This window comes from Pseudarthrobacter linnaei, from assembly GCF_055412825.1.
In genome coordinates, this window is the sequence record NZ_JBVAYX010000030.1 from 1 (window position 1) to 18,984 (window position 18,984).

Consider the following 18,984-nt stretch of genomic DNA (forward strand, 5'->3'; position numbering starts at 1 on the left):
AACGAGGAAGCCGCCAACAGCTACCCCTACCAGCAGGCCTACCTGCCCTACAACCGCCTCGTCGACGGAACGGTCCACGACTGGTGACGGCGCCGTGCCTGGGCGTTTCCGCCTGACCGTCCCTGCCCAACGGGACCTGGCACAAATTAGACCTGGCACAAAAAGGTCCCGGGCGGGAGTCGATGCTCCGCCGCCCGGGACCTGGTTTGTGCGCTGCAGGCAGGCGCCTGCGTCAGGCACCCACGCTCCGCCAGGGTCAGTGGATGAGTTCCCGGGTCATGCCGAAGGGCACCTGGTCGGACAGCGCCGCCGTGTAGTGGCCGGCCTTGTGCCGGGTGAGCAGGATCCCCTGCGTCCCGGTTTCCATGGCGAGCTGCTGGAGGCCGCGGACGGCGTCGTCGAGCCGTTCGTCAAGGACCTGACGGCTGTCGACCTGGATCTCAATGCACTCGGTTGCTGTGGTCATCGCTCTGTTCCTTCTTGGGTATTGCTCATCGGCCCCAATGATCGAAGCGACAATAACGTCATATTTATCGGCGCGTCAAATCGCCGCGCCGGCCCTAAACGCTCCCGGTCCGGACCAGGAATTCGGTCGGCGCGTACCGCACGCCGTTGACCTGCAGTTCCAGTAGATGCACGCCGGGATGATGGCGCCGCGTCGTCATTTGGCGCAAAGCATGGCGCTTCGAGAATCTCGCGGACTCGCCCGGCCCAAGGACCGCCGTTCCGAGCTTGAAAACCTTCTCCGCGCGGGTGCCGTTCGCCTTGGCATAATGCACCACATAGTCAACGGCGAGCCGGGCCTCCGCCGGCCCGACATTGGACACCTCGAAATCGAAGGCAAGCTCTCCGGGAAGCTCGACGACGGTGCTGTCCAGCCGCGGCGGCGTCACGGCGAGCGACGCCGGCGGGAACCCCAGCAGCGCCAGCGCGCCGGGGTGGGCCTTCTTGAGCAGGGTCCGGAGCCCGTGCCGGACCACCCTGGGCGTGTTCGCGTCCGGGGCGGCCAGCCATCGGGCCGCCGTGGCAACCACCTCGTCGGGGGCATGGCGGGCCAGATCGTTGAGGTGGTTGGCTACCGAGCGGCGGACGTCCTCGACCGGGTCCCGGTACAGGGCATCGAGGATCGGCAGGGTCGCGGCGGGCCGGTCCGTGATCTCCGGGACGCGGATCGCCCACGGCAGGTAGGCCCGGGTGCCCTCGCTGGCGAGCCGGCGGACCTGCCAGTCCGGGTGGGAGGTCCAGGCCTGGATAACGGCCAGTGTGCGGTCCAGATCTGCTGCGAGGAGCCGCCGGATCGCGAATTCTGCGGTGAGGCGCGGCGTCAGCTCGGCGAGGAGGGCCAGGCAGTCCTCGAAGTCGCCGGTTTCCTTGCGGGCCAGGGCGAGGGTGGCGGCTGTCTCGGTCACGGGCCAGATCATCCAGCCGGTGAAGTCCGGATCCTCCAGCGCCCGGCGGAAGATGACTGCGGTGGCGGAGTAGTCGCCGGGCAGGTCAGCCAGCAGGGCGCGGCTCAGGAGGTCAGTGCGTTCCCGCAGGCTCAGCTCGTCGAGTTTCCCGGCCGTTGCGGCCAAGCGGGTCAAGCTGCGGCCCGGTGCGGCCGTGGCGAGAATCCGCTCCAGCGAGCGGACCACGCCCGGGTTGATCAGTTCATTCATCACGCCCATGGCTTCAGGCTACCGGGCGAGCGCTCCGGGGCTGCCGGGCAGCACCAGCGCCTGCAGCGGCACCGGAACCGGGATATTCTTCACGAAGGATATGACCACACACGGCGCAGGGGCGGAGACGGGAATGGCAGAGGAGACTACCGGGAAATCGCCCGGCCGGTGGCGGGTTTTCCACGACAAGTTCGTGGTCGAGGAACGCTACATGAGCGAGCGGGACCGGAAGAACCTGTACCGGATCGCCGTCGGCCTCATGATTCTTGGCGCCGTGCTGTTCTTCTCGATCCTTGCCGGGGTCCTCAAGCAGGACGGCCTCACGGCCGGCGATGAACCGGTCCGTTCCTGGCTCCTGACCCTCCGCTCCGAGCCGCTCACCACGAGCATGATCATCCTCGCGATCATTTTCGGCCCCGTTGCCCTGCCGATCATCATCCTCGTGGTCACGGTGGCCTGGGGCCTGCTGGCCAAGCACGCCTGGCGGCCGATGCTCCTGGCCGGCGCCATGCTCACCGGCGTAATCCTTGCCCAGATCATCGGGCGCACCGTCGGGCGCCAGCGCCCGCCCGTGGACCTTATGCTCTTCGGCGCGGACTACACCTTCTCCTTCCCGTCCGGCCATGTCCTGGGCGCCTGCGACTTTCTGCTGGTCAGCGCCTTCCTGGTCTTCTCCCGTCGGCACAACCGCCTGGCGGCCGTCGCGGGTTTCCTGCTGGCCGGCGCCGGGATCTTCTTCGCCGCAGTGAGCCGGCTCTACCTGGGCTACCACTGGCTGACCGACGCGCTGGCTTCGCTGTCCATCTCGTTCGTGATCCTGGGCGGCGTGATCGCCCTGGACACCTGGCGGACCGCCCGTATCCGCGGTGAGCAGATCACCGGAACGCTTTCCAAGGCCGACACCAGCCAGACCTAAGACCACCCAGGTTGGCAGCCTCTTGTCCCGCCCCGGCGCCGGTGCGACAGTGGGGCCATGGCCACCGAAGAGGATGTCCGCCGCGCGGCCCTGGCGCTGCCGGGCGTTGTTGAACGGCCCAGCTGGGGCCAGCCGGCCTGGTTCGCGGCCACGCTCATGGCCAGGATCTGGGAAGAAGGCGTGCTCACGGTCAAGACCGAGGAACGCGAGGCCCTCGCCGGAACGGACCCGGACACCTTCTTCTGGACCCCGCACCACGAGCCTTCGCCGCAGCTCGTGTTGGTGCGGCTGGAGCGGATCGGTACCGAGGAACTGGTAGAACTCCTTGAGGAATCCCACCGCCTCGCCGGGGCCGGAAGTCCCGGGCGTAAGTCCACGCGCCGGAGCTCTTAGCTCCGGCGCGAGCGGAGGCGGTTCAGCTCGCCCTGCAGCCGGGCGTTGACAGCCTCCAGCTCCAGCACCTTGGCGACCCCGGCCAGGTTCAGCCCCTCCTCCAGCAGTTCGCTGATCCGCCGCAGCACCGCCAAATCCGCGTTGCTGTACTGCCGCGTTCCCCCGGCGGTGCGGTCCGGCGTCAGCAGGCCCCTCCGCTCGTAAAGCCTGATGTTCTGCTGCCCGGTCCCGACCAAGTGGGCCACCACGGAGATCGCGTAGACGCCCGGATCCTGTCCACGTTCCGTCACGGTGCTCCCTTGCAGTCTGCAGTCGTCAGTCGCCGAATCCGGCGGACCGCGACTTTTTGTCCTTGCATCAGTGTTGCACCGGTGCTATAAAAAATCTATATCCACCATCACACATAGTCAGGTTGGTTGGATACCTTAAGAAAACAGAACTCTCGCATGAAGGAGTGGGAAATGATGTTGATGCGCACGGACCCGTTCCGTGAACTGGACCGGCTGACCCAGCAGGTCTTCGGAACGGCGGCACGGCCCGCGGCCATGCCGATGGACGCATGGCAGGAAGACGGCGAATTCGTCGTCGCTTTCGATCTGCCCGGCGTTAACGTTGACTCGGTGGACCTCGACATTGAGCGCAACATCCTCACCGTCCGGGCTGAGCGGCGCGACCCGACCCAGCCCAACGTTGAGCTGATCGCCTCGGAACGGCCGCGCGGCGTGTTCAGCCGCCAGCTCATCCTCGGCGACACCCTCGACACCGAGAGGGTCAAGGCAATCTACGCCGACGGCGTCCTGACGCTCCGCATTCCGGTGCTGGAACAGGCCAAGCCGCGGAAGATTGAAATCACGCACACACAGGACACGATGCAGGAGATCGGGAAGTAGCTGCGGCGGCGGACGCACACCGTCGAGCCGTCGATCAGCGCGGGGACCAGAGGGCACCGGGAGCAGCCGGCGCCGTCTGGTCCCCGCCCGGTCCGTCCAGAGGGCGGTGAATCGATGAATCGGGACCCCCGGGGCTACTACGCTGCCTTGCACGTGACGCCGGACGCGACGGCGGCCGAGATCCAGCACGCCTTCCGGGCGCTGATGCGCCTCCGCCATCCCGACGTCGAAGCCGCCGCCGGTGCCGGAACCAGAACCGGGGCCGGGAAAGGTGCCGGGAACACCGGCGGGGACGACGCGCGGCGCATCCTGGAGTCCTTCGCGGTCCTTCGGGATCCCGGATCCAGGGCGGAGTACGATCCGGCAGCGGCAGCGGCGCTGTCTTCCAGGCCCGGCCGCACACCCCCCGAAGGCCAGGAGATTCCGGTGCGTCACCACCGGCGGGAGCGCCCGGCCCTTCGGGTTACCCCGGTGCGGTGGGAGCGAGGTCCGCTGTGACCGGAGCGCAGGCAGCCAGCCAAGAAGCACAAGAGAAGGAGGGCGGCCATGAGCGCATGGCGCCGCTACGATTCGCACCTGATGCCGGTCTTCCACGAGCGTTTCGAGACGCGTTGGGGCAAGGGCACAGCCCCGTTCCTGGACCCGGAAGCCCACGAAGCGCCGCTGCCGCGGGCCCAGTGGATCAACATTGACACCGGGGCCGCGCTCGCGGTGGTCCCTGTCTGGACCGCCGATGACAGCCAGCACCGCTCCTTCGGTGTCTTCTATCTGCCGCCGGGCGGCGATATCTGGGTGTTGCGGCCGGGGTACACAAGTTATCTGGAACCCTCCGCGGATGATACCGAAAGCCTCCTGGTGCTGCGGAACGACGCGTTCAAAAAGGCCGTCGCGCACGCCAAACAATTCCTGTTCGGGCCTGAGGCCGCGGCGTACTGAGGTTCCTCGGGAGTAATTCCGGGCCGCAGGCGGGCCGGGCACGCGGGCGCCGGTCGTGGCGCCGGGATGCGCCGCGGCCTAAAATCAGTCAACTGCCCGAAACTACCTAGGGGAATTCACTGATGAAAGCATCAGCCAAGGACCTGGCCGCCCTGCTGCCGCCGCGTTTCACCCTCGGCGTGGCGACTGCAGCCTTCCAGATCGAAGGTGCGCTGGATGAGGACGGACGCGGTCCCTCGGGCTGGGACCACTTCGCCGCCAGGCCCGGTGCGATCGTGGGGGACCACAGCCCCGCGATTGCGTGCGACCACTACCACCGGATGCCCGAAGACGTGGCCCTGATGAAGGAACTCGGGGTCGACTCCTACCGGTTCTCCCTGTCCTGGTCACGCATCCAGCCCGGCGGCAGCGGGCCGGTCAATCCCGCGGGCCTCGACTTCTATGACCGGTTGATCGACCTGCTGCTGGCCAACGGGATCGCGCCGATGGCCACGCTGTACCACTGGGACACGCCGCTGGAACTGGATGAGGCCGGCGGCTGGATGAACAGGGACACGGCCTACCGGCTGGGGGAGTTCGCGGCGATCGCGGCGGCCGCGTATGGAGACCGTGTGGCCCGCTGGGTGACGGTCAACGAACCCGCCACGGTCAGCACCAACGGCTACATGCTGGGGATGCACGCGCCGGGCGAAGCTCTCATGCTGAAAGCCCTGCCCAGCGTCCACCACCAGCTGCTGGGCCACGGTTTGTCGCTGCAGGCGCTCAGGGCCGCCAACGTACCGGGCGACATCGGGATCACGAATGTCTATTCGCCGATGGTGCCCGCCTCGATCAACCCCCTGGACAAGCTCAGCGCCGGACTTATGGACATGGCGCAGAACCGGCTCTACGCGGACCCCGTCCTTCTCGGCAAGTACCCCGACACCATCCGGGCCGCCACGTTCTTCTCCTCCTTCAGCCCGTCCAGCGAAGACATGAAGCTGATCTCGCAGCCGCTGGACTTCTACGGGCTGAACTACTACATGCCAACGCGTGTGGCGTCCGGCCCGGGCGACGGCGCGGTGCCCAAGGGGATGGCCGAGGCGATGGGCGATGACCTGAGCGGCTCCGCACCCGGCTCCCCGTTCCACATTGTCTCGTTCCCGGACACCGAGACCACCGCCTACGGCTGGCCCATAAAACCGGAGTACATGTCCGTCGCGCTCGCGGAGATGGCTGAGCGCTACCCGAACCTTCCCCCCGTCTATATCACCGAGGGTGGGGCGAGTTTCGAAGACCTCGAGATCCGGGACCCGGACGGCGGACTGATCATCCCGGACGAACGCCGCGTGCGCTACCTGGCGGACCACATTGCCACCGCCGTGGAAGCGACATCACCCGGGGGCGCTGCAGAGTCGGTTGAGCTTCGCGGGTACTACGTGTGGTCACTGATGGACAATTTCGAATGGTCGGGCGGCTACAAGCAGCAATTTGGGCTTCTGCACGTGGACCGCAAAACCCAGGAGCGCACCAAGAAGGCCTCGTATTACTGGCTCCAGGAAGTCCTCTCGGCCCGGCACCGGGACGCCGTCCCGGAGACCACCGACGCCGGCGTCGAGCCGGCCGCGTCCGACACCGCCGACGCCCAGCCCGCAGGCCAGTAGTCGATCACGCCTAGAGAATCTCCAGATCCTGCAGACTTTTAGCCATGCCTGCACCGTCCGGGGAGTAGATCCACGGAACCGTGGAGCCCGTGTGGTCACGGTTCTCCGAGTGCCCGCCGGCCAGGACGGCCTCGCTGGCGGAGAGTTGCCGGATTCCGATGGCGGCCACCAAATGGCCGTGCTGCTGGGCGAAGTGCGAGTAGATCGCTTCGTCATGCTGGCCGTTGTCCCCGAAGAGCAGCCAGCGCATGTTCGGGAACTCCTCGGCGAGCAGTTCCAGGTTGCGGCGTTTGTGCTCCTGGCCGCTGCGGAACCATCGGTCGTGGGTAAGGCCCCAGTCGGTGAGCAGCAGGGCGCCGGAGGGGTACATGTTGCGGGTGATAAAGCGCGCCAGGGTCGGGGCGGCGTTCCACGGTCCGGTGGACAGGTAAATGACCGGGGCCTCCGGGTACTCCACCCTGATCCGGTCCATCAGCACGGCCATCCCGGGCGTCGCCATCCGGGCGCGCTCGTTGAGCACAAAGGTATTCCAGAGCGCAAGGAACGGGCGGGGGAGCGCCGTGATCATGATCGTGTCATCGATGTCTGACACGATCCCCAGCTTGGTCTCGGGGGAAATGACGAAGATCTTCGCCGAGGCAGGCTTGGTCCCCTCGGCGCGCAGCACCGCGGTGTGCCAGCCCGGGGTGAGCTTCACCTGCACGACGGTGTCCACTAGTCCGCCGCGGTCCGCATGCACCCGTGCGGTCACCCCGCCGATCTCGATCTCCACCTCGGAATACTGGATGGGGACGGACGTGAACGCCCGCCAGCCGCGGATGTTCTGGTTGCCGTTCTGCGCTGCCTGCTCAGTCCGGCTGCCAGGATGGAGTCTGCTGGTCAGTACCACCCGGCCGAGGACCCGGACCCAGGTGGTGGAGCCGTAGCCTTGGTAGGCGACGGTTGTTGGGACAAAGTCCCAGCGCCGGGCCGCCTTCAGGCGGGCACGGTTAACGGTGTCTGAGACCCGGTGCGCCAGGCGAAACGCCCGGTTGCCGGTGACTAGTTGCTGACGGGGAGATTCCTGTGACGCCAATTCCATGCCTCCACTCTCCCACAAGGGTCCGTCCCGGTGCGGACTGCGTCCGGAAAAGCCACGGTTCAGGCGCCGCCCAGCAGTTCCCTCAGCACCATGGCGTTACGCACGGCATTCCCGCCGCCGTCGTTGTTGAAATACACAAAGACTTCCTTGCCTGCCGCCTGCCATTCGCGGATCCGGTCCGCCCACCAGCGCAGCTCGTCGTCCGAGTAGGAGCCGCCGTAGAGGTACTCCCGGTCCGGGCCATGCAGCCGGACGTAGACGAACGGTGCGGTGGCCCGGAGGACGCACGGCAGCCCGGCGCCGCTCATGACGCAGTAGGCGGCGCCATGGCGTTCCAGCAGCGTGTAGACCTCCGGCGCATCCCAGCTCGGGTGGCGGAATTCCACGCTGACCCGGATCCAGTCTGGCAGCGCCGACAGGAAGTACTCCAGCCGTGTGTCGTCCCGGGCGAAATCCGGCGGCAGCTGGACCAGCAGCACCGCCCGTTTCTCGGCGAGTTCATGCCAGCACCGGGCGATCCGCTCGATCCAGACCTCCGGGGCATACAGCTTCTTCCCGTGCGTCAACCCGCGAGGGGCCTTGACGGATAGCAGGAACCCCGGCGGAAGCCGCCGGCGCCAGCTGGCGAAGGACGTGTCCCGGGGCCACCGGTAGAAGCTGGCGTTGAGCTCCACTGTTGTGAAGCGGGCCGCGTAGTGCGCCAGCCGCTCCCGTGCCGGCAGCCCCGGCCGGTAGAGCACGTGCTCCCAGTGGTCATAGCTCCAGCCGCTGGTGCCGATGTGCACAGGTCCATACGTGGTTGCGCCGTGGTCCATTCCACCATCCCCTTTCCCGGTCGTCAGAGCCGATGTGCCCGGCGCCGAATCCGAGCGCCGAAACCTGCAGGGACGTTGTTCCGACGTTCCGTTTCAGCATCTATGGATCCTAGTCCCGGGGGGAAACGGTGTGGCACTGTAAGTCCCATGGCTCGCATTGAAGATTATGCACTGGTCGGCGATCTGCACACTGCGGCCCTGATCAGCACCGAGGGCTCGATCGATTGGCTCTGCCTGCCTCGCTTCGATTCGCCGGCCTGCTTCAACGCCCTGCTGGACACTCCCCTGGCCGGGCGCTGGCTGCTGGCGCCGGAGGGCGGCGGTGAATGCACACGACGGCATTACCGCAAGGGCACGCTCATCCTGGAAACCGAATGGGAGACGCCCTCCGGAACGGTCAAGGTCATCGACTTCATGCCGCCGCGAGACGGGGTGGCGGACATCGTCCGGATCGTCGTGGGCATCCGCGGAACGGTCAGAATGCGGGGCGAACTGGTCCTGCGTTTCGACTACGGCCACATTGTCCCTTGGGTCCGCCACGACGATCACGGGATCCACGCGATCGCCGGTCCCGATGCCGCGTACCTCGTGACACAGGCGCCGCTCCGGGGCGAGCGCCTGCGGACCATCAGCGACTTCACCGTCAAAGCGGGGGAAAGCGTGCCGTTCGTGCTGACCTGGGCGCCGAGCCATCTGGACCGTCCCCGCGCTGTGGACCCGGAAAAAGTCATGGCATCGACTGAGGAATTCTGGCGGCACTGGTCCGCCAAGTGCACGGTCACCGGGCCCTACCGTTCGGCCGTGCAGCGCTCGCTGATCACGTTGAAAGCCCTCACGTTCGACCCGACCGGAGGGATAGTGGCGGCCGTGACCACCTCCCTGCCGGAGGAGCTCGGCGGCGAACGGAACTGGGACTACCGATTCTGCTGGCTCCGTGACGCCACCCTGACGCTCCAGGCGCTGCTCGCGGCCGGGTACACGGAGGAGGCCGCCTCCTGGCGGGACTGGCTGCTGCGGGCAGTGGCCGGAGACCCCAAGGACCTGCAGATCATGTACGGCATCCATGGCGAGCGCCGCCTCCCCGAGGTGGAACTCCCCTGGTTGCGGGGGTACGAGAATTCCGCCCCCGTCCGGACCGGCAACGGCGCGGCCGGGCAGCTCCAGCTCGACGTCTGGGGCGAGGTGCTGGACTGTCTGTCCCTGACCCGGAACTCACTGCTCAAAAGCACCGATGAATCCTGGGACGTGCAGATTGCCCTGATGGAGCACCTGGAGACGGCCTGGGACCGGCCCGACAACGGGCTCTGGGAGATGCGCGGACCCCGAAGGCACTTCACCCACTCCAAGGTGATGGCGTGGGTGGCGGCCGACCGGATGGTGAAGGGAATCCGGGACTTCGGCCTGGCCGGCCCCGCTGACCGCTGGGAGGAGCTCCGGGACACCATCCGGGCCGACGTCATGGCCAGGGGGTTCGATGCCGACAGGAACACCTTCGTGCAGTCCTACGGGCGGCCGGAGCTCGACGCGAGCCTGCTGCTGATCCCGCGCGTCGGATTCCTGGCCCCGGATGACCCGCGCGTGATCGGAACGATAGATGCCGTCCAGCGGGAACTGACCCAGGATGGCCTCCTGCGCCGCTACAAGCCCGAAGAATGCGACGATGGACTGCCCGGCGGGGAGGGCGTGTTCCTCGCCTGTTCGTTCTGGCTGGTCGAGGCGCTCCTGGGGGCGGGCCGGCACCACGAGGCGCAGGAACTGTTCGAGCGCCTGCTGGCGCTGCGCAACGACGTCGGACTCCTGAGCGAGGAATGGAGCATCGATGCCGGTCGGCAGCTGGGAAATACGCCTCAGGCGTTCAGCCATTTTGCCCTCGTGATGAGCGCCCTGGAACTGCACGAGGACGGTGTGCGCCGCAGCGACTCACCGGGCCCGGAGCGGTGATTCGGGACGCTGCCCGCGCCGAAGCCCGCTATCAGTTCGTCGGGCAGGGTTTTCATCAAGACTTTCGATAAGTATACTTACTAATACCCCAGTGTGGGGCGGAGGATTAAAGGAGTGTGCGATGGCTGGATGTTTCGAGCTTGTGGACGCGCCCGATGGCGGCTACCGGATCCGGATTCTTGACGGAGCAGGCAGCCTGATGGCAATTTCGGTCACGTTTCCCACGAAGCGGGCAGCAGTGGCCGGCATCGCCCAAGCACGCGAAATCGCCGGAACGGGCCTGATCCGGGACCGCAGTGCCGGCGGGCAGGCCGCGCCGGCGGGGCCACTGGCCAGGGCGTCCAGGAGGACCGCCGGAGGCGCCGGCCGCGGAGCCTCCTTGTCCGGCGGCCCGCTGGCCGCCGGAAAACGGGCACGCGCACACCTCTGATGAGAATCCTCACAGCCTCCTCCGCCGTGCCCCCGCAGGCCGCATGACCGCCGCCCCGTCCCGCGGCCTGCACCAGGCAGCCGTGCTGTTCGACGTCGACGGCACCCTGGTCGACTCCGTCTACCTGCACACCCTGGCTTGGTGGCAGGCGTTCCGGCAGGCCGGTTACGTCGTGCCGATGGCGAGCATCCACCGCTCGGTCGGCATGGGCGGGGACAGGATCCTCGCCAGGCTGCTGCCGGCCGGCCGGGACAAGGATGAAGACGGTGTGATCATGGCCTCGCACGCTGCCGTGTTCGCCACCTTCTGGCCGGCCCTGCGTCCGCTGGATGGCGCCAGCGAGCTGCTGGCGCGATGCCACGACGTCGGGCTCGCCGTGGCGCTGGCCTCCTCCGCCCGCCTCCGGGATCTGGAAGTGCTGCGCGCCGCGATCGGCGCCGACGCCTTCATTGACGCGGCCACGAGCTCGGCTGACGCGAAGGAGAGCAAGCCTGCGCCGGACATCCTCGTCGCGGCCCTCAACGCCTTAGGCGTGCAGGCATCGAACGCCATCTACGTCGGCGACGCCGTCTGGGACATCTATGCCGCCGGGAAGCTCGACATCCCGGCCATCGGTCTGACGTGCGGGGGAACCAGCGAGGCGGAGCTCCGGGACGCTGGCGCCGTCGAAATCTATTCCAGCCCCCGGGCGCTGCTTGAAAACCTCGGGGACAGTGCCATCGGACGCCTCGCCGCCCGGGACCGCCCGGGCCGGCAAGCGTGAGCTGGCCGCAGGCCCTGAACCTCCGCCGCGCCCACCGCCCCTGACCAGCGGTTACAGTGTGTGCATGAATCCATCCGAGCCTGAGGGATCCGGAACGACCCCTAAGAGCCGGCTGATCCGGCTCGCGGTCCCGCTTCTGGGCGCGGTCCTGCTGGTGGCGGGGGCGGTCTTCCTGTCGCTGCCGGTGCGGCAGGAGGAGTTTGGCTGGTTTGCCTATGCCCCGCTGTCCCAGCAGATGTTTGCCGCCCCGGGCCTGTTGGTCATGGATGCGGAGAAATGGGCCGGCGTCGTGCTGGCCGGTCTGGGACTGCTGACACTCGCGTTCTGGTCCGGCGTCCTCGCCGGCCGGCACTTCGGCAGGTGACACGTCGCCGCCATGTTGGCGCGGGGCACTGTTCTGCTGCGGCATCTGGGCATACGCTAGCCGGATGACACGACAGCACCTGCCCGGCCGAGTGGCCGTAGTCACCGGCGCCGGCTCGGGGATCGGCCGGGCGGTCGCCCGGCTCATGCTCGCGGACGGGTACCGGGTGGTGCTGGCCGGCCGGCGGGAAGCGCAACTACTCGAAACCGGGGCCGGCCATGCCCAGGCACTCGCCGTTGCCTGCGATGTCACCGTGCCCGACGACGTCGAGCGGCTCTTCGCCGCCGCCCTCGGGCGGTGGGGGCGCGTGGACGTGCTGTTCAACAATGCCGGCGTGTTCGGCCCGGCGGCCTCCGTGGACGAGATCCGCCTCGCGGACTGGGACGCCACCGTTGCGGTGAACCTGACCGGGTCCATGCTGTGCGCTGCTGCCGCTGTCCGGGCCATGAAGGCGCAGTCCCCCCAGGGCGGGCGGATCATCAACAACGGCTCAATCGCCGCGCATTCACCCCGGCCCCGGACGGTCGCCTACACCGTCACCAAACACGCCATGACCGGGTTGACCAAGAGCATTGAACTCGACGGCCGCGGCTTCAGCATCAGCTGCGGGCAGATCGACATCGGCAACACGGCCACGGAGCTGATGGACACGATCGGCGTCGGCTCCGGGGCGCTGCAGGCCGACGGCAGCAGCCGTGTTGAGCCGACCTTCCCGGTTGAGGACGCCGCGCGCGCGGTGCTGCTGATGGCAGGGATGCCGCCCTCCGCGAGTATCGGATCCCTCGTGATCACCGCCGCCGGCATGCCGTTCATCGGACGCGGGTAGCCCCGGCGCAGTTTGCCTCTAGAGCGGCAGCAGGCCGGACAGGTCGGCGCGCAGCCCGGAGGCCGCCACCCGTCCGGCACCGACGGCGTCCGCCCAGCTCAACTGCCCGCTGACCATCGCCAGCCAGGTGGCGGCGTCGCACTCTATGACGTTCGGGGGAGTGCCGCGGGTATGCCGCGGGCCCTCCACACACTGCGTGACGCCGAACGGCGGAACGCGCACCTCCACTGAATTCCCGGGTGCCCGGGCGGTGACCTCCTCCAGCGAGTAGCGCACCGCCGTCGCCAGCGTGCTGCGGGGGACCGGGCTGCCGGCGCCAGGGCTGGCGGGATCCGCGGCGTCCGGCCCGGGGGCGTTGGCTGCCTGCCACGCTGCAAGTGCGGCGCGGCCCTCGTCGAGGGCGATACGGCGTCGGGCTACGGTCATGGATGTGCCTCCGGACTGGCGCACCTGCGCCGAGTGACTGGACTCCTCTGCGGAGGGCCGCCAACCGCGGCCCAGTTCACCCTACGCCACGGAGATTCAACGGGTCCGCCAACGGCTCATCGTCGACGGACGGCATGCCCTTGATGCCAGCGACTACACCGCGAAAGGCTGGGTACCGTGCACGGGGCCGCCCATACCAAGCCCGGACCGTGCTGTTGCTGGGGGACGCGCGCGACGGCGCCACCGGCAATCCGGCCTGACTCAGCGGACTTTGCTGGCGGTCCGGGTCAGGGGGTGCACGGGGTGTTGGCGAGGCCGCGGCCCGCGCCGCTCGCCTGGCACCGGACGGTGTTGCCCAGGCCAGGGGACTGGATCCAGACCTCGTAGCCCGGCACGCCGCCCAGCACGGTGTTGCTGGCAAAGAAGTTGTCCCGGCCCCAGCCGTCCAAGACGTTGTGGACCTGCAGGGCGTCGAGCTTGGCCGTCGACCCGGAATTGCCGGTCAGCACGTAGCCGTTGCCCTTGACGTCCACCCAGGAATCAGCGAAGTTGGCTCCGGAGTGTCCCGCCTCGGAAAAGCTGTTTCCGGTAACTTTGCCTCCCGTGGTGCCTTCCTTGATATCGATTCCTTCGGCGGACGTCCGGGAGATGCGGTTGTTGCTGATCAGGACGCGATCTGATCGGTCAGGTGTAGCAGCGGACCCCATCACTGTCTCCCAGTTGCTCTTGGCACTGCCCACATAGATTCCCTCACCGAATCCCGGCTTGGCCAGCCCGGTGTCGTGGATGTCCGAGTCCCTGATGGTGCAGTCGGTGCTGTTGGCGCGGAAGTGCACTGCCTCACTGCCGATACTGCCCACGTCGATTTGGCTCAGGACGGTGTGGGCGGATCCGTCCAGCACAATTCCCTTGGCTGACTTTGCGACGGACAGTCCTGAAATGTGCCAGTAGCTTCCGGTGATGTGCAGCCCGTAACCGGATTTCAGGGATCCGGAGCTGAGGACGGCCTGGCGGGAGCCGGTCAGGGTGATGGGGGCCTTGTCCGTGCCGGAAGCTGCGGCGACGAACTTCCCGATGTAGGCGCCGTCCCTGAGCTGGATGGTCTGGCCAGGGCGGGCAGCTGAGAGGGCTTTGCCCAGTTCGGCGGAGGTGGAGACGGTCACGGTCCCTTCCGCGGGATTCGATGCCACAGGTGCTTCAGCCGTCGGGGCTGCGGCGAAGGCAGTGGCTGACTCGGACGGTTCAGCCCGCTCAGTGTCCGTCGGCGGGGGCGGCATCGGGTGCGGGGGAGCCGGCCGTGCGGCGGGAGAAGCGGCCGGGGAACTCTCGGAGGAAGGGACCGCGCCGAGGGCCACCAGCGTCAGGCCGGTGGCCAGGAGCGGCCAGAGCCGCGGAGCCGCGGGGTGGACGGAGTTCGCCATGCTGCTCCGTTCGGTAGCAGGATCCGGACGTGCAACCGGAGCAAAGGTTGTCCGGAACTATCCAGACTGCCCGATCCGCCGGCTGTAGTCCAGCAGCCAGTCCGCCGCCGGACGCCCAGCAGCCCGACGCCCCGCCGTCAGTCGAGCAGCGCCGAGACGCCCTGCCGCCGGACGCCCCGCCGTCAGTCGAGCAGCGCCGAGACGCCCTGCCGCCGGACGCCCCGCCGTCAGTCGAGCAGCGCCGAGACGCCCTGCCNGCGTTGCCCAGGCGGATTTTGCCCACAGGCCGCCCGCCGCCGAGCACGGGGGGGACCACCTTGTCCAGGACGCTGGCCACTTCCGGGACGTCGACGGCGCCGGCGGCTGCCAGCAGGGTCAGGCCGACGAGCGTGGTGGCCCGGATGTTGCCGTCGAGGATTTTGATGGCGACGGAGGCGCCTGTGGGCGTGGCCATCACCAGCACGCCCTCGGCGCCGATCTTGGCGAGGATGCCGAGGTCGTCCATGACGATCGTGTTGCATTCGCCTTTTCCCTGCACCGCCCAGGGGTAATCCAGCATCGACGTCGCGATCGTGGCGGCACGGGCGTTGGAGTGCTTGTCCCCGGGGGCCTTGGCCAGCTTGGAGAAGGCCCGGGCGAGCCCGGTCAGGGAGACGGCGGCCACGGGCGCGCCGCAGCCGTCGATGCCGAGGTGGGCGATGCTTTCGCCGCAGTATTCCTCGATGACGGAGCGGATGCGCTGCTGCAGCGGGTGGTTGGGTTCGAGGTAGCTGTTGGTGTCCCAGCCGTTTTCGGTGCAGGCCCAGAGGAACGCGGCGTGCTTTCCGGAGCAGTTGAAAGCGAGCTTGGACTTGCCCCGCCCGGCCTGGACCAGCCAGTTCCTGGCGGTCTCGTCCTCCGGCCAGGCTGCCGGGCACTGGAGCTGCTCTTCCTTGACGCCGGCGGCCTTGAGCATGCCCTCGACGACGTCCATGTGGTCCAGTGAGCCGACGTGGCTGCCGCAGGCAATCGCGGCCTGCGCTCCGCGCAGGGGCACTCCGGACTGCATGGACGCGAGGGCCTGCAGCGGCTTGAGCGTGGACCGGGCGTAGATCGGGGTGGTGATGTCGCCCAGTTCGGTGACGACGGTGCCGTCCCCGGCAACGAGGACGGCAGAGCCGATGTGCCGGGACTCCACGAAGCCGCTGCGTTCAACGACGGCCAGTTCGACGGCGGACTCGACGGTGAAGGTGGCATGCGAAGTCAGGGGCATGAAGCAAGTCTATGGTGCCCGGCGGTAATACCCCGTTATTCCACGGTCACCATCAGCGACTGCCAGCCGGAGGCGCCGTCGGGCACCGGATCCGCGCGCTGGTCTGTCTGGACCTCACCGGTTCCGTCGGTGGCGCGGGCCTTGATGTAGTGCGGGCCCGGCGTGGCTTCCCAGTCGAAGGACCACTGCCGCCATGTCACGACGGAAGCCTCCGTGGCGAGCGTGGCCTCGGTCCAGGGCCCGTTGTCGATCTGCACCTCAACCTTGGTGATGCCGCGCGTCTGGGCCCAGGCGGTGCCGCCGATCGCGACCCGTCCGGCCGGAACCTTGGCAAAGGACTTGGGGACTTCGACCCGGGCCATGGTCTTGATGGGGCCGCGCTCGGACCAGCCGCGCTGGGTCCAGTACGCCTGGCTGTCCGCGAAGCGGGTGACTTCCAGGTCCACCACCCACTTGGTGGCGGAGACGAAGCCGTACAGGCCGGGGACGACCATACGCACGGGATACCCGTGTTCCAGCGGGAGTGCTTCACCGTTCATGCCGAACGCTAGCATGGCATCCCGGTCGTCCTGAAGGACCTCAATCGGAGTTGAGGCGCTGAAGCCGTCGATGGACGTGGAGAGCACCATGTCCGCGCCCCCCTGGGGGCCGGCCATTTTGAGCACGTCGCGGATGGGCATGCCCAGCCATTTGGCGTTGCCGGCCAGGTTCCCGCCGACCGGGTTGGACACACAGGTAAGGGAGACGTGGGATTCGATCAGGTCCGCGTCCAGCAGGTCCTGGAAGGTGAGCCGGATTTCCCGGTCCACCAGGCCGTGGACCCGCAGCTCCCAGTCCTGGGCGTTGATTTCGGGCACGCTCAGGGCGGTGTCAATGCGGTAGAAGTCGTTGTTGGGCGTCAGCCAGGGTGTGACCCCGGGCGCCATCGACTGCACTCCGGCGGGGACCGGGGGGGCCGGCTTCGCTGCCGCGGGCAGCTGCAGGGATTCGCGGGCCTGTGCCACATTGCTGCGGGCAGCGCTGAGCAGGCGCCCGCCGGTTGCGGCGATGGCCGAGGCCGCGGCGGTGACGCCGGTCGCGGCGAAGAAGGCACGGCGGCTCGTGGCGGGACGGTCCGGGTCCTTGGCGGCCAGGTCCGAGTCCATGTCCGGCCACTGCCGCATGCGCCACAGCCTCGTGACCAGGAACCGGAGCGCGATGAGTCCGGCCACGGTGCCGATAACGGTGGGAATCGCATCCAGCGGCTTTACCCCGGACCGCGTCACGACGGCCGCCACGATCACCGCGCCCATCAGCAGCACTCCGGCGACGCCGAGCGCCCATTTGCGGTAGGTCACGATGCCCAGCACGCAGGCGAGCAGCAGGATGGTGACCGCCATGCCAACGAACAGGGCGACCTTGTCGTTTGTGCCGAAGGTGGCGATCGCGAAATCCTTCAGCCACGACGGCGTGAAGTCGATGAAGGTCGAGCCCAGGGCGATCACCGGCGTCGCCCGCGCCGTGAAGAACGCCCCGATCAGTTCCGCCACGGACAGCACAACGGCGGCCGCGGCGACGCCGGCCAGCGCGGCAAGGACGGTGGGGCCGGCCAGCCGCCTCGAGGCTGTGTGCTGGCCGGGCCGCTTCGGGGCGGGCTTCTCTATCCTGGGTTCTCCCGCGCGGGGCGGCTGCGTGCTGGGCTTGTCCATACTGGGTCTTCGGAGCGGTCCGGGCCGCGGATGGCCGGCCGGGCGGCAGGACCCCGCGGGACATGCCCTCCCTTCGGGTGCAGGGATGGGCATGTTGGCATTGTGTCCAGCGGTCCTGGCCAGCACTGGGCATGTCCCGCGGGGGGCTGAAACAGGGCAGCGGCGGGAACGGGGCATGTCCAGTGGCGGTCACAGCTTAGGAGCCTGCCCGGTCCACAAAGTACTCTTGGGAACTGTGAAGGTACTTGTCATCGGCCCCGGCGGCCGCGAACACGCCATTGTCCGATCCTTGCTTGCCGACCCGAACGTGTCCGAGGTCCATGCGGCCCCGGGCAACGCCGGCATCAGCAAACTGGTCCCCACACACGCCGTCGACGCGAACAATCCCGACGCCGTCGCGGCCCTGGCCGTCAAGCTCACGGTTGACCTCGTGGTGGTCGGCCCCGAGGCGCCGCTTGCCGCCGGGGTGTCCGACGCCGTCCGCGCCGCCGGGATCCCCGTGTTCGGACCCAGCAAGGCCGCGGCCCAGCTCGAAGCCTCCAAGGCCTTCGCCAAGGAGGTCATGGCCGAGGCTGGTGTCCCCACCGCCATGGCCCGGGTGGCCGGTAACGCCGAGGAAGCCGCCGACGCGCTCGATGTCTTCGGCGCCCCCTATGTGGTCAAGGACGACGGGCTTGCCGCCGGCAAGGGCGTGGTCGTCACCAAGAACCGGGACGAGGCGCTGGCGCACGCGCAGAGCTGCTTCGATGCCAACGGGACGGTCGTGATCGAGGAATTTCTCGACGGCCCAGAGGTCTCCGTTTTCGTCCTCTGCGACGGCCGCAACTGCGTCGCGCTCTCCCCGGCGCAGGACTTCAAACGGATTTTCGACAACGACGAAGGTCCCAACACCGGCGGCATGGGCGCCTACACCCCGCTGGAATGGGCCCCCGAGGGCCTCGTCCAGGAAGTCCTCGACCGGGTCGCCCAGCCCACGGTCAACCAGATGGCGCACCGCGGGACCCCGTTCGTCGGTGTCCTGTTCGTCGGCCTGGCCCTGACCTCCCGCGGCACCCGCGTGATCGAATTCAACGTCCGCTTCGGCGACCCGGAAACCCAGGCCGTCCTCGCCCGCCTCAAGACGCCCCTCGGGGGGCTGCTGATGGCAGCCGCCAAGGGCGAACTGGACAAGGTCCAGCCGCTGCGCTGGTCCAAGGAGACCGCCGTCGCCGTCGTCGTCGCCGCCGAAAACTACCCGGACACGCCGCGCACCGGCGACCGCATCCGGGGGCTCAAGAAAGCCGAGTCCGTCGAGGGCGTCCACGTGATCCACGCCGGCACCAGGCTCGATGACGAAGGCAAGGTGGTGTCCGCCGGCGGACGGGTCCTCGCCGTGGTGGCGCTCGGCACCGACCTCGTGGAGGCCAGGGAACGGGCGTACGACGGCGTCGAACTGGTCCACCTGGAGGGCAGCCAGTTCCGCACCGACATCGGAGGCAAAGCCGCCCGCGGTGAGATCAAAGTGCAGACCCCCGGGGCCGTCCCGAAAGCGAAGGCCTGAG

20 protein-coding genes and 1 pseudogene are annotated in these 18,984 nt (G+C 68.2%); 12 read left to right on the plus strand and 9 right to left on the minus strand.

Features of this window, described 5'->3' with window-relative positions; genetic code table 11:
* Positions 1-256: 256 nt before the first annotated feature.
* Together ACZYZ3_RS17560 and ACZYZ3_RS17565 are read right to left on the minus strand one after the other, a co-directional pair.
* The gene (locus ACZYZ3_RS17560; protein WP_463965088.1) at positions 257-466 is read right to left on the minus strand and encodes a hypothetical protein; all 210 of its coding nucleotides are present in this window, start codon (positions 464-466) and stop codon (positions 257-259) included.
* Between the two features lie 94 nt (positions 467-560).
* Positions 561-1,667 carry a DNA alkylation repair protein gene (locus tag ACZYZ3_RS17565; RefSeq protein ID WP_463965089.1) on the minus strand — a complete coding sequence of 369 codons (1,107 nt, stop codon included), beginning with the start codon at positions 1,665-1,667 and terminating at the stop codon, positions 561-563.
* Positions 1,668-1,791: 124 nt separating this feature from the next.
* Between ACZYZ3_RS17565 and ACZYZ3_RS17570 the strand changes: the two genes are divergently transcribed.
* Positions 1,792-2,574 carry a phosphatase PAP2 family protein gene (locus tag ACZYZ3_RS17570; RefSeq protein WP_463965090.1) on the plus strand — a complete coding sequence of 261 codons (783 nt, stop codon included), beginning with the start codon at positions 1,792-1,794 and terminating at the stop codon, positions 2,572-2,574.
* Positions 2,575-2,631: 57 nt separating this feature from the next.
* On the plus strand, positions 2,632-2,967 hold the full coding sequence (locus tag ACZYZ3_RS17575; protein ID WP_463965091.1) for an MmcQ/YjbR family DNA-binding protein: 336 nt from the start codon (positions 2,632-2,634) through the stop codon (positions 2,965-2,967).
* Here ACZYZ3_RS17575 and ACZYZ3_RS17580 read toward each other — a convergent pair.
* Complete coding sequence (locus ACZYZ3_RS17580; protein ID WP_463965092.1) at positions 2,964-3,257, minus strand: MerR family transcriptional regulator; 294 nt, start codon at positions 3,255-3,257, stop codon at positions 2,964-2,966. The genes ACZYZ3_RS17575 and ACZYZ3_RS17580 overlap by 4 nt on opposite strands.
* Before the next feature lie 174 nt (positions 3,258-3,431).
* Between ACZYZ3_RS17580 and ACZYZ3_RS17585 the strand changes: the two genes are divergently transcribed.
* The 4 genes from ACZYZ3_RS17585 (at position 3,432) to ACZYZ3_RS17600 (ending at position 6,436) form a co-directional block, all read left to right on the plus strand.
* Complete coding sequence (locus ACZYZ3_RS17585; RefSeq protein WP_463965122.1) at positions 3,432-3,857, plus strand: Hsp20/alpha crystallin family protein; 426 nt, start codon at positions 3,432-3,434, stop codon at positions 3,855-3,857.
* A gap of 114 nt (positions 3,858-3,971) precedes the next feature.
* The gene (locus ACZYZ3_RS17590) at positions 3,972-4,355 is read left to right on the plus strand and encodes a DnaJ domain-containing protein (RefSeq protein ID WP_463965093.1); all 384 of its coding nucleotides are present in this window, start codon (positions 3,972-3,974) and stop codon (positions 4,353-4,355) included.
* A gap of 48 nt (positions 4,356-4,403) precedes the next feature.
* Positions 4,404-4,793, plus strand: coding sequence for a hypothetical protein (locus ACZYZ3_RS17595; protein ID WP_463965094.1), 390 nt, complete (start codon positions 4,404-4,406; stop codon positions 4,791-4,793).
* Between the two features lie 122 nt (positions 4,794-4,915).
* The gene (locus ACZYZ3_RS17600) at positions 4,916-6,436 is read left to right on the plus strand and encodes a GH1 family beta-glucosidase (protein ID WP_463965095.1); all 1,521 of its coding nucleotides are present in this window, start codon (positions 4,916-4,918) and stop codon (positions 6,434-6,436) included.
* A 10-nt stretch (positions 6,437-6,446) separates the two neighbouring features.
* Here the strand turns inward: ACZYZ3_RS17600 and ACZYZ3_RS17605 are convergent, their stop codons facing one another.
* Together ACZYZ3_RS17605 and ACZYZ3_RS17610 are read right to left on the minus strand one after the other, a co-directional pair.
* Entirely contained in the window at positions 6,447-7,517 is a 1,071-nt protein-coding gene (locus ACZYZ3_RS17605; protein WP_463965096.1) for an App1 family protein phosphatidate phosphatase, read from the minus strand.
* A gap of 59 nt (positions 7,518-7,576) precedes the next feature.
* Complete coding sequence (locus tag ACZYZ3_RS17610) at positions 7,577-8,332, minus strand: DUF72 domain-containing protein (protein WP_463965097.1); 756 nt, start codon at positions 8,330-8,332, stop codon at positions 7,577-7,579.
* Positions 8,333-8,479: 147 nt separating this feature from the next.
* On the opposite strand from ACZYZ3_RS17610, the gene ACZYZ3_RS17615 reads away from it, so the two are divergent.
* From ACZYZ3_RS17615 to ACZYZ3_RS17635, 5 genes are all read left to right on the plus strand, one after another.
* Entirely contained in the window at positions 8,480-10,273 is a 1,794-nt protein-coding gene (locus ACZYZ3_RS17615) for a glycoside hydrolase family 15 protein (RefSeq protein WP_463965098.1), read from the plus strand.
* A 121-nt stretch (positions 10,274-10,394) separates the two neighbouring features.
* On the plus strand, positions 10,395-10,703 hold the full coding sequence (locus tag ACZYZ3_RS17620) for a YegP family protein (RefSeq protein ID WP_463965099.1): 309 nt from the start codon (positions 10,395-10,397) through the stop codon (positions 10,701-10,703).
* A 43-nt stretch (positions 10,704-10,746) separates the two neighbouring features.
* Positions 10,747-11,466, plus strand: a complete 720-nt coding sequence (locus ACZYZ3_RS17625; protein ID WP_463965100.1) for an HAD family hydrolase — start codon at positions 10,747-10,749, stop codon at positions 11,464-11,466.
* Positions 11,467-11,530: 64 nt separating this feature from the next.
* Positions 11,531-11,830, plus strand: coding sequence for a hypothetical protein (locus ACZYZ3_RS17630; protein ID WP_463965101.1), 300 nt, complete (start codon positions 11,531-11,533; stop codon positions 11,828-11,830).
* 64 nt (positions 11,831-11,894) lie between these two features.
* Positions 11,895-12,656, plus strand: a complete 762-nt coding sequence (locus ACZYZ3_RS17635; RefSeq protein ID WP_463965102.1) for an SDR family oxidoreductase — start codon at positions 11,895-11,897, stop codon at positions 12,654-12,656.
* Between the two features lie 18 nt (positions 12,657-12,674).
* On the opposite strand, the gene ACZYZ3_RS17640 is transcribed toward ACZYZ3_RS17635, so the two are convergent.
* The 4 genes and pseudogenes from ACZYZ3_RS17640 to ACZYZ3_RS17655 form a co-directional block, all read right to left on the minus strand.
* Complete coding sequence (locus tag ACZYZ3_RS17640) at positions 12,675-13,082, minus strand: sterol carrier family protein (RefSeq protein WP_463965103.1); 408 nt, start codon at positions 13,080-13,082, stop codon at positions 12,675-12,677.
* Positions 13,083-13,369: 287 nt separating this feature from the next.
* Positions 13,370-14,272, minus strand: coding sequence for a right-handed parallel beta-helix repeat-containing protein (locus tag ACZYZ3_RS17645; protein WP_463965104.1), 903 nt, complete (start codon positions 14,270-14,272; stop codon positions 13,370-13,372).
* A 493-nt stretch (positions 14,273-14,765) separates the two neighbouring features.
* Positions 14,766-15,755: pseudogene (locus ACZYZ3_RS17650) on the minus strand (asparaginase); the annotation flags it as partial.
* Between the two features lie 35 nt (positions 15,756-15,790).
* The gene (locus tag ACZYZ3_RS17655; RefSeq protein WP_463965105.1) at positions 15,791-17,443 is read right to left on the minus strand and encodes a molybdopterin-dependent oxidoreductase; all 1,653 of its coding nucleotides are present in this window, start codon (positions 17,441-17,443) and stop codon (positions 15,791-15,793) included.
* 235 nt (positions 17,444-17,678) lie between these two features.
* Here ACZYZ3_RS17655 and purD point away from each other — a divergent pair, with 235 nt between their 5' ends.
* Positions 17,679-18,983: a phosphoribosylamine--glycine ligase gene (gene purD, locus ACZYZ3_RS17660; protein WP_463965106.1), complete on the plus strand. Its 1,305-nt coding sequence runs from the start codon at positions 17,679-17,681 to the stop codon at positions 18,981-18,983.
* Position 18,984 lies beyond the last annotated feature (1 nt).

Coding starts and splice junctions, on each gene's coding strand:
- ACZYZ3_RS17560 (WP_463965088.1), bottom strand. CDS start 466: ATGACCACAGCAACCGAGTGCATTGAGATCCAGGTCGACAGCCGTCAG.
- ACZYZ3_RS17565 (WP_463965089.1), bottom strand. CDS start 1,667: ATGGGCGTGATGAATGAACTGATCAACCCGGGCGTGGTCCGCTCGCTG.
- ACZYZ3_RS17570 (WP_463965090.1), top strand. CDS start 1,792: ATGGCAGAGGAGACTACCGGGAAATCGCCCGGCCGGTGGCGGGTTTTC.
- ACZYZ3_RS17575 (WP_463965091.1), top strand. CDS start 2,632: ATGGCCACCGAAGAGGATGTCCGCCGCGCGGCCCTGGCGCTGCCGGGC.
- ACZYZ3_RS17585 (WP_463965122.1), top strand. CDS start 3,432: ATGTTGATGCGCACGGACCCGTTCCGTGAACTGGACCGGCTGACCCAG.
- ACZYZ3_RS17590 (WP_463965093.1), top strand. CDS start 3,972: ATGAATCGGGACCCCCGGGGCTACTACGCTGCCTTGCACGTGACGCCG.
- ACZYZ3_RS17595 (WP_463965094.1), top strand. CDS start 4,404: ATGAGCGCATGGCGCCGCTACGATTCGCACCTGATGCCGGTCTTCCAC.
- ACZYZ3_RS17600 (WP_463965095.1), top strand. CDS start 4,916: ATGAAAGCATCAGCCAAGGACCTGGCCGCCCTGCTGCCGCCGCGTTTC.
- ACZYZ3_RS17605 (WP_463965096.1), bottom strand. CDS start 7,517: ATGGAATTGGCGTCACAGGAATCTCCCCGTCAGCAACTAGTCACCGGC.
- ACZYZ3_RS17610 (WP_463965097.1), bottom strand. CDS start 8,332: ATGGACCACGGCGCAACCACGTATGGACCTGTGCACATCGGCACCAGC.
- ACZYZ3_RS17615 (WP_463965098.1), top strand. CDS start 8,480: ATGGCTCGCATTGAAGATTATGCACTGGTCGGCGATCTGCACACTGCG.
- ACZYZ3_RS17620 (WP_463965099.1), top strand. CDS start 10,395: ATGGCTGGATGTTTCGAGCTTGTGGACGCGCCCGATGGCGGCTACCGG.
- ACZYZ3_RS17625 (WP_463965100.1), top strand. CDS start 10,747: ATGACCGCCGCCCCGTCCCGCGGCCTGCACCAGGCAGCCGTGCTGTTC.
- ACZYZ3_RS17630 (WP_463965101.1), top strand. CDS start 11,531: ATGAATCCATCCGAGCCTGAGGGATCCGGAACGACCCCTAAGAGCCGG.
- ACZYZ3_RS17635 (WP_463965102.1), top strand. CDS start 11,895: ATGACACGACAGCACCTGCCCGGCCGAGTGGCCGTAGTCACCGGCGCC.
- ACZYZ3_RS17640 (WP_463965103.1), bottom strand. CDS start 13,082: ATGACCGTAGCCCGACGCCGTATCGCCCTCGACGAGGGCCGCGCCGCA.
- ACZYZ3_RS17655 (WP_463965105.1), bottom strand. CDS start 17,443: ATGGACAAGCCCAGCACGCAGCCGCCCCGCGCGGGAGAACCCAGGATA.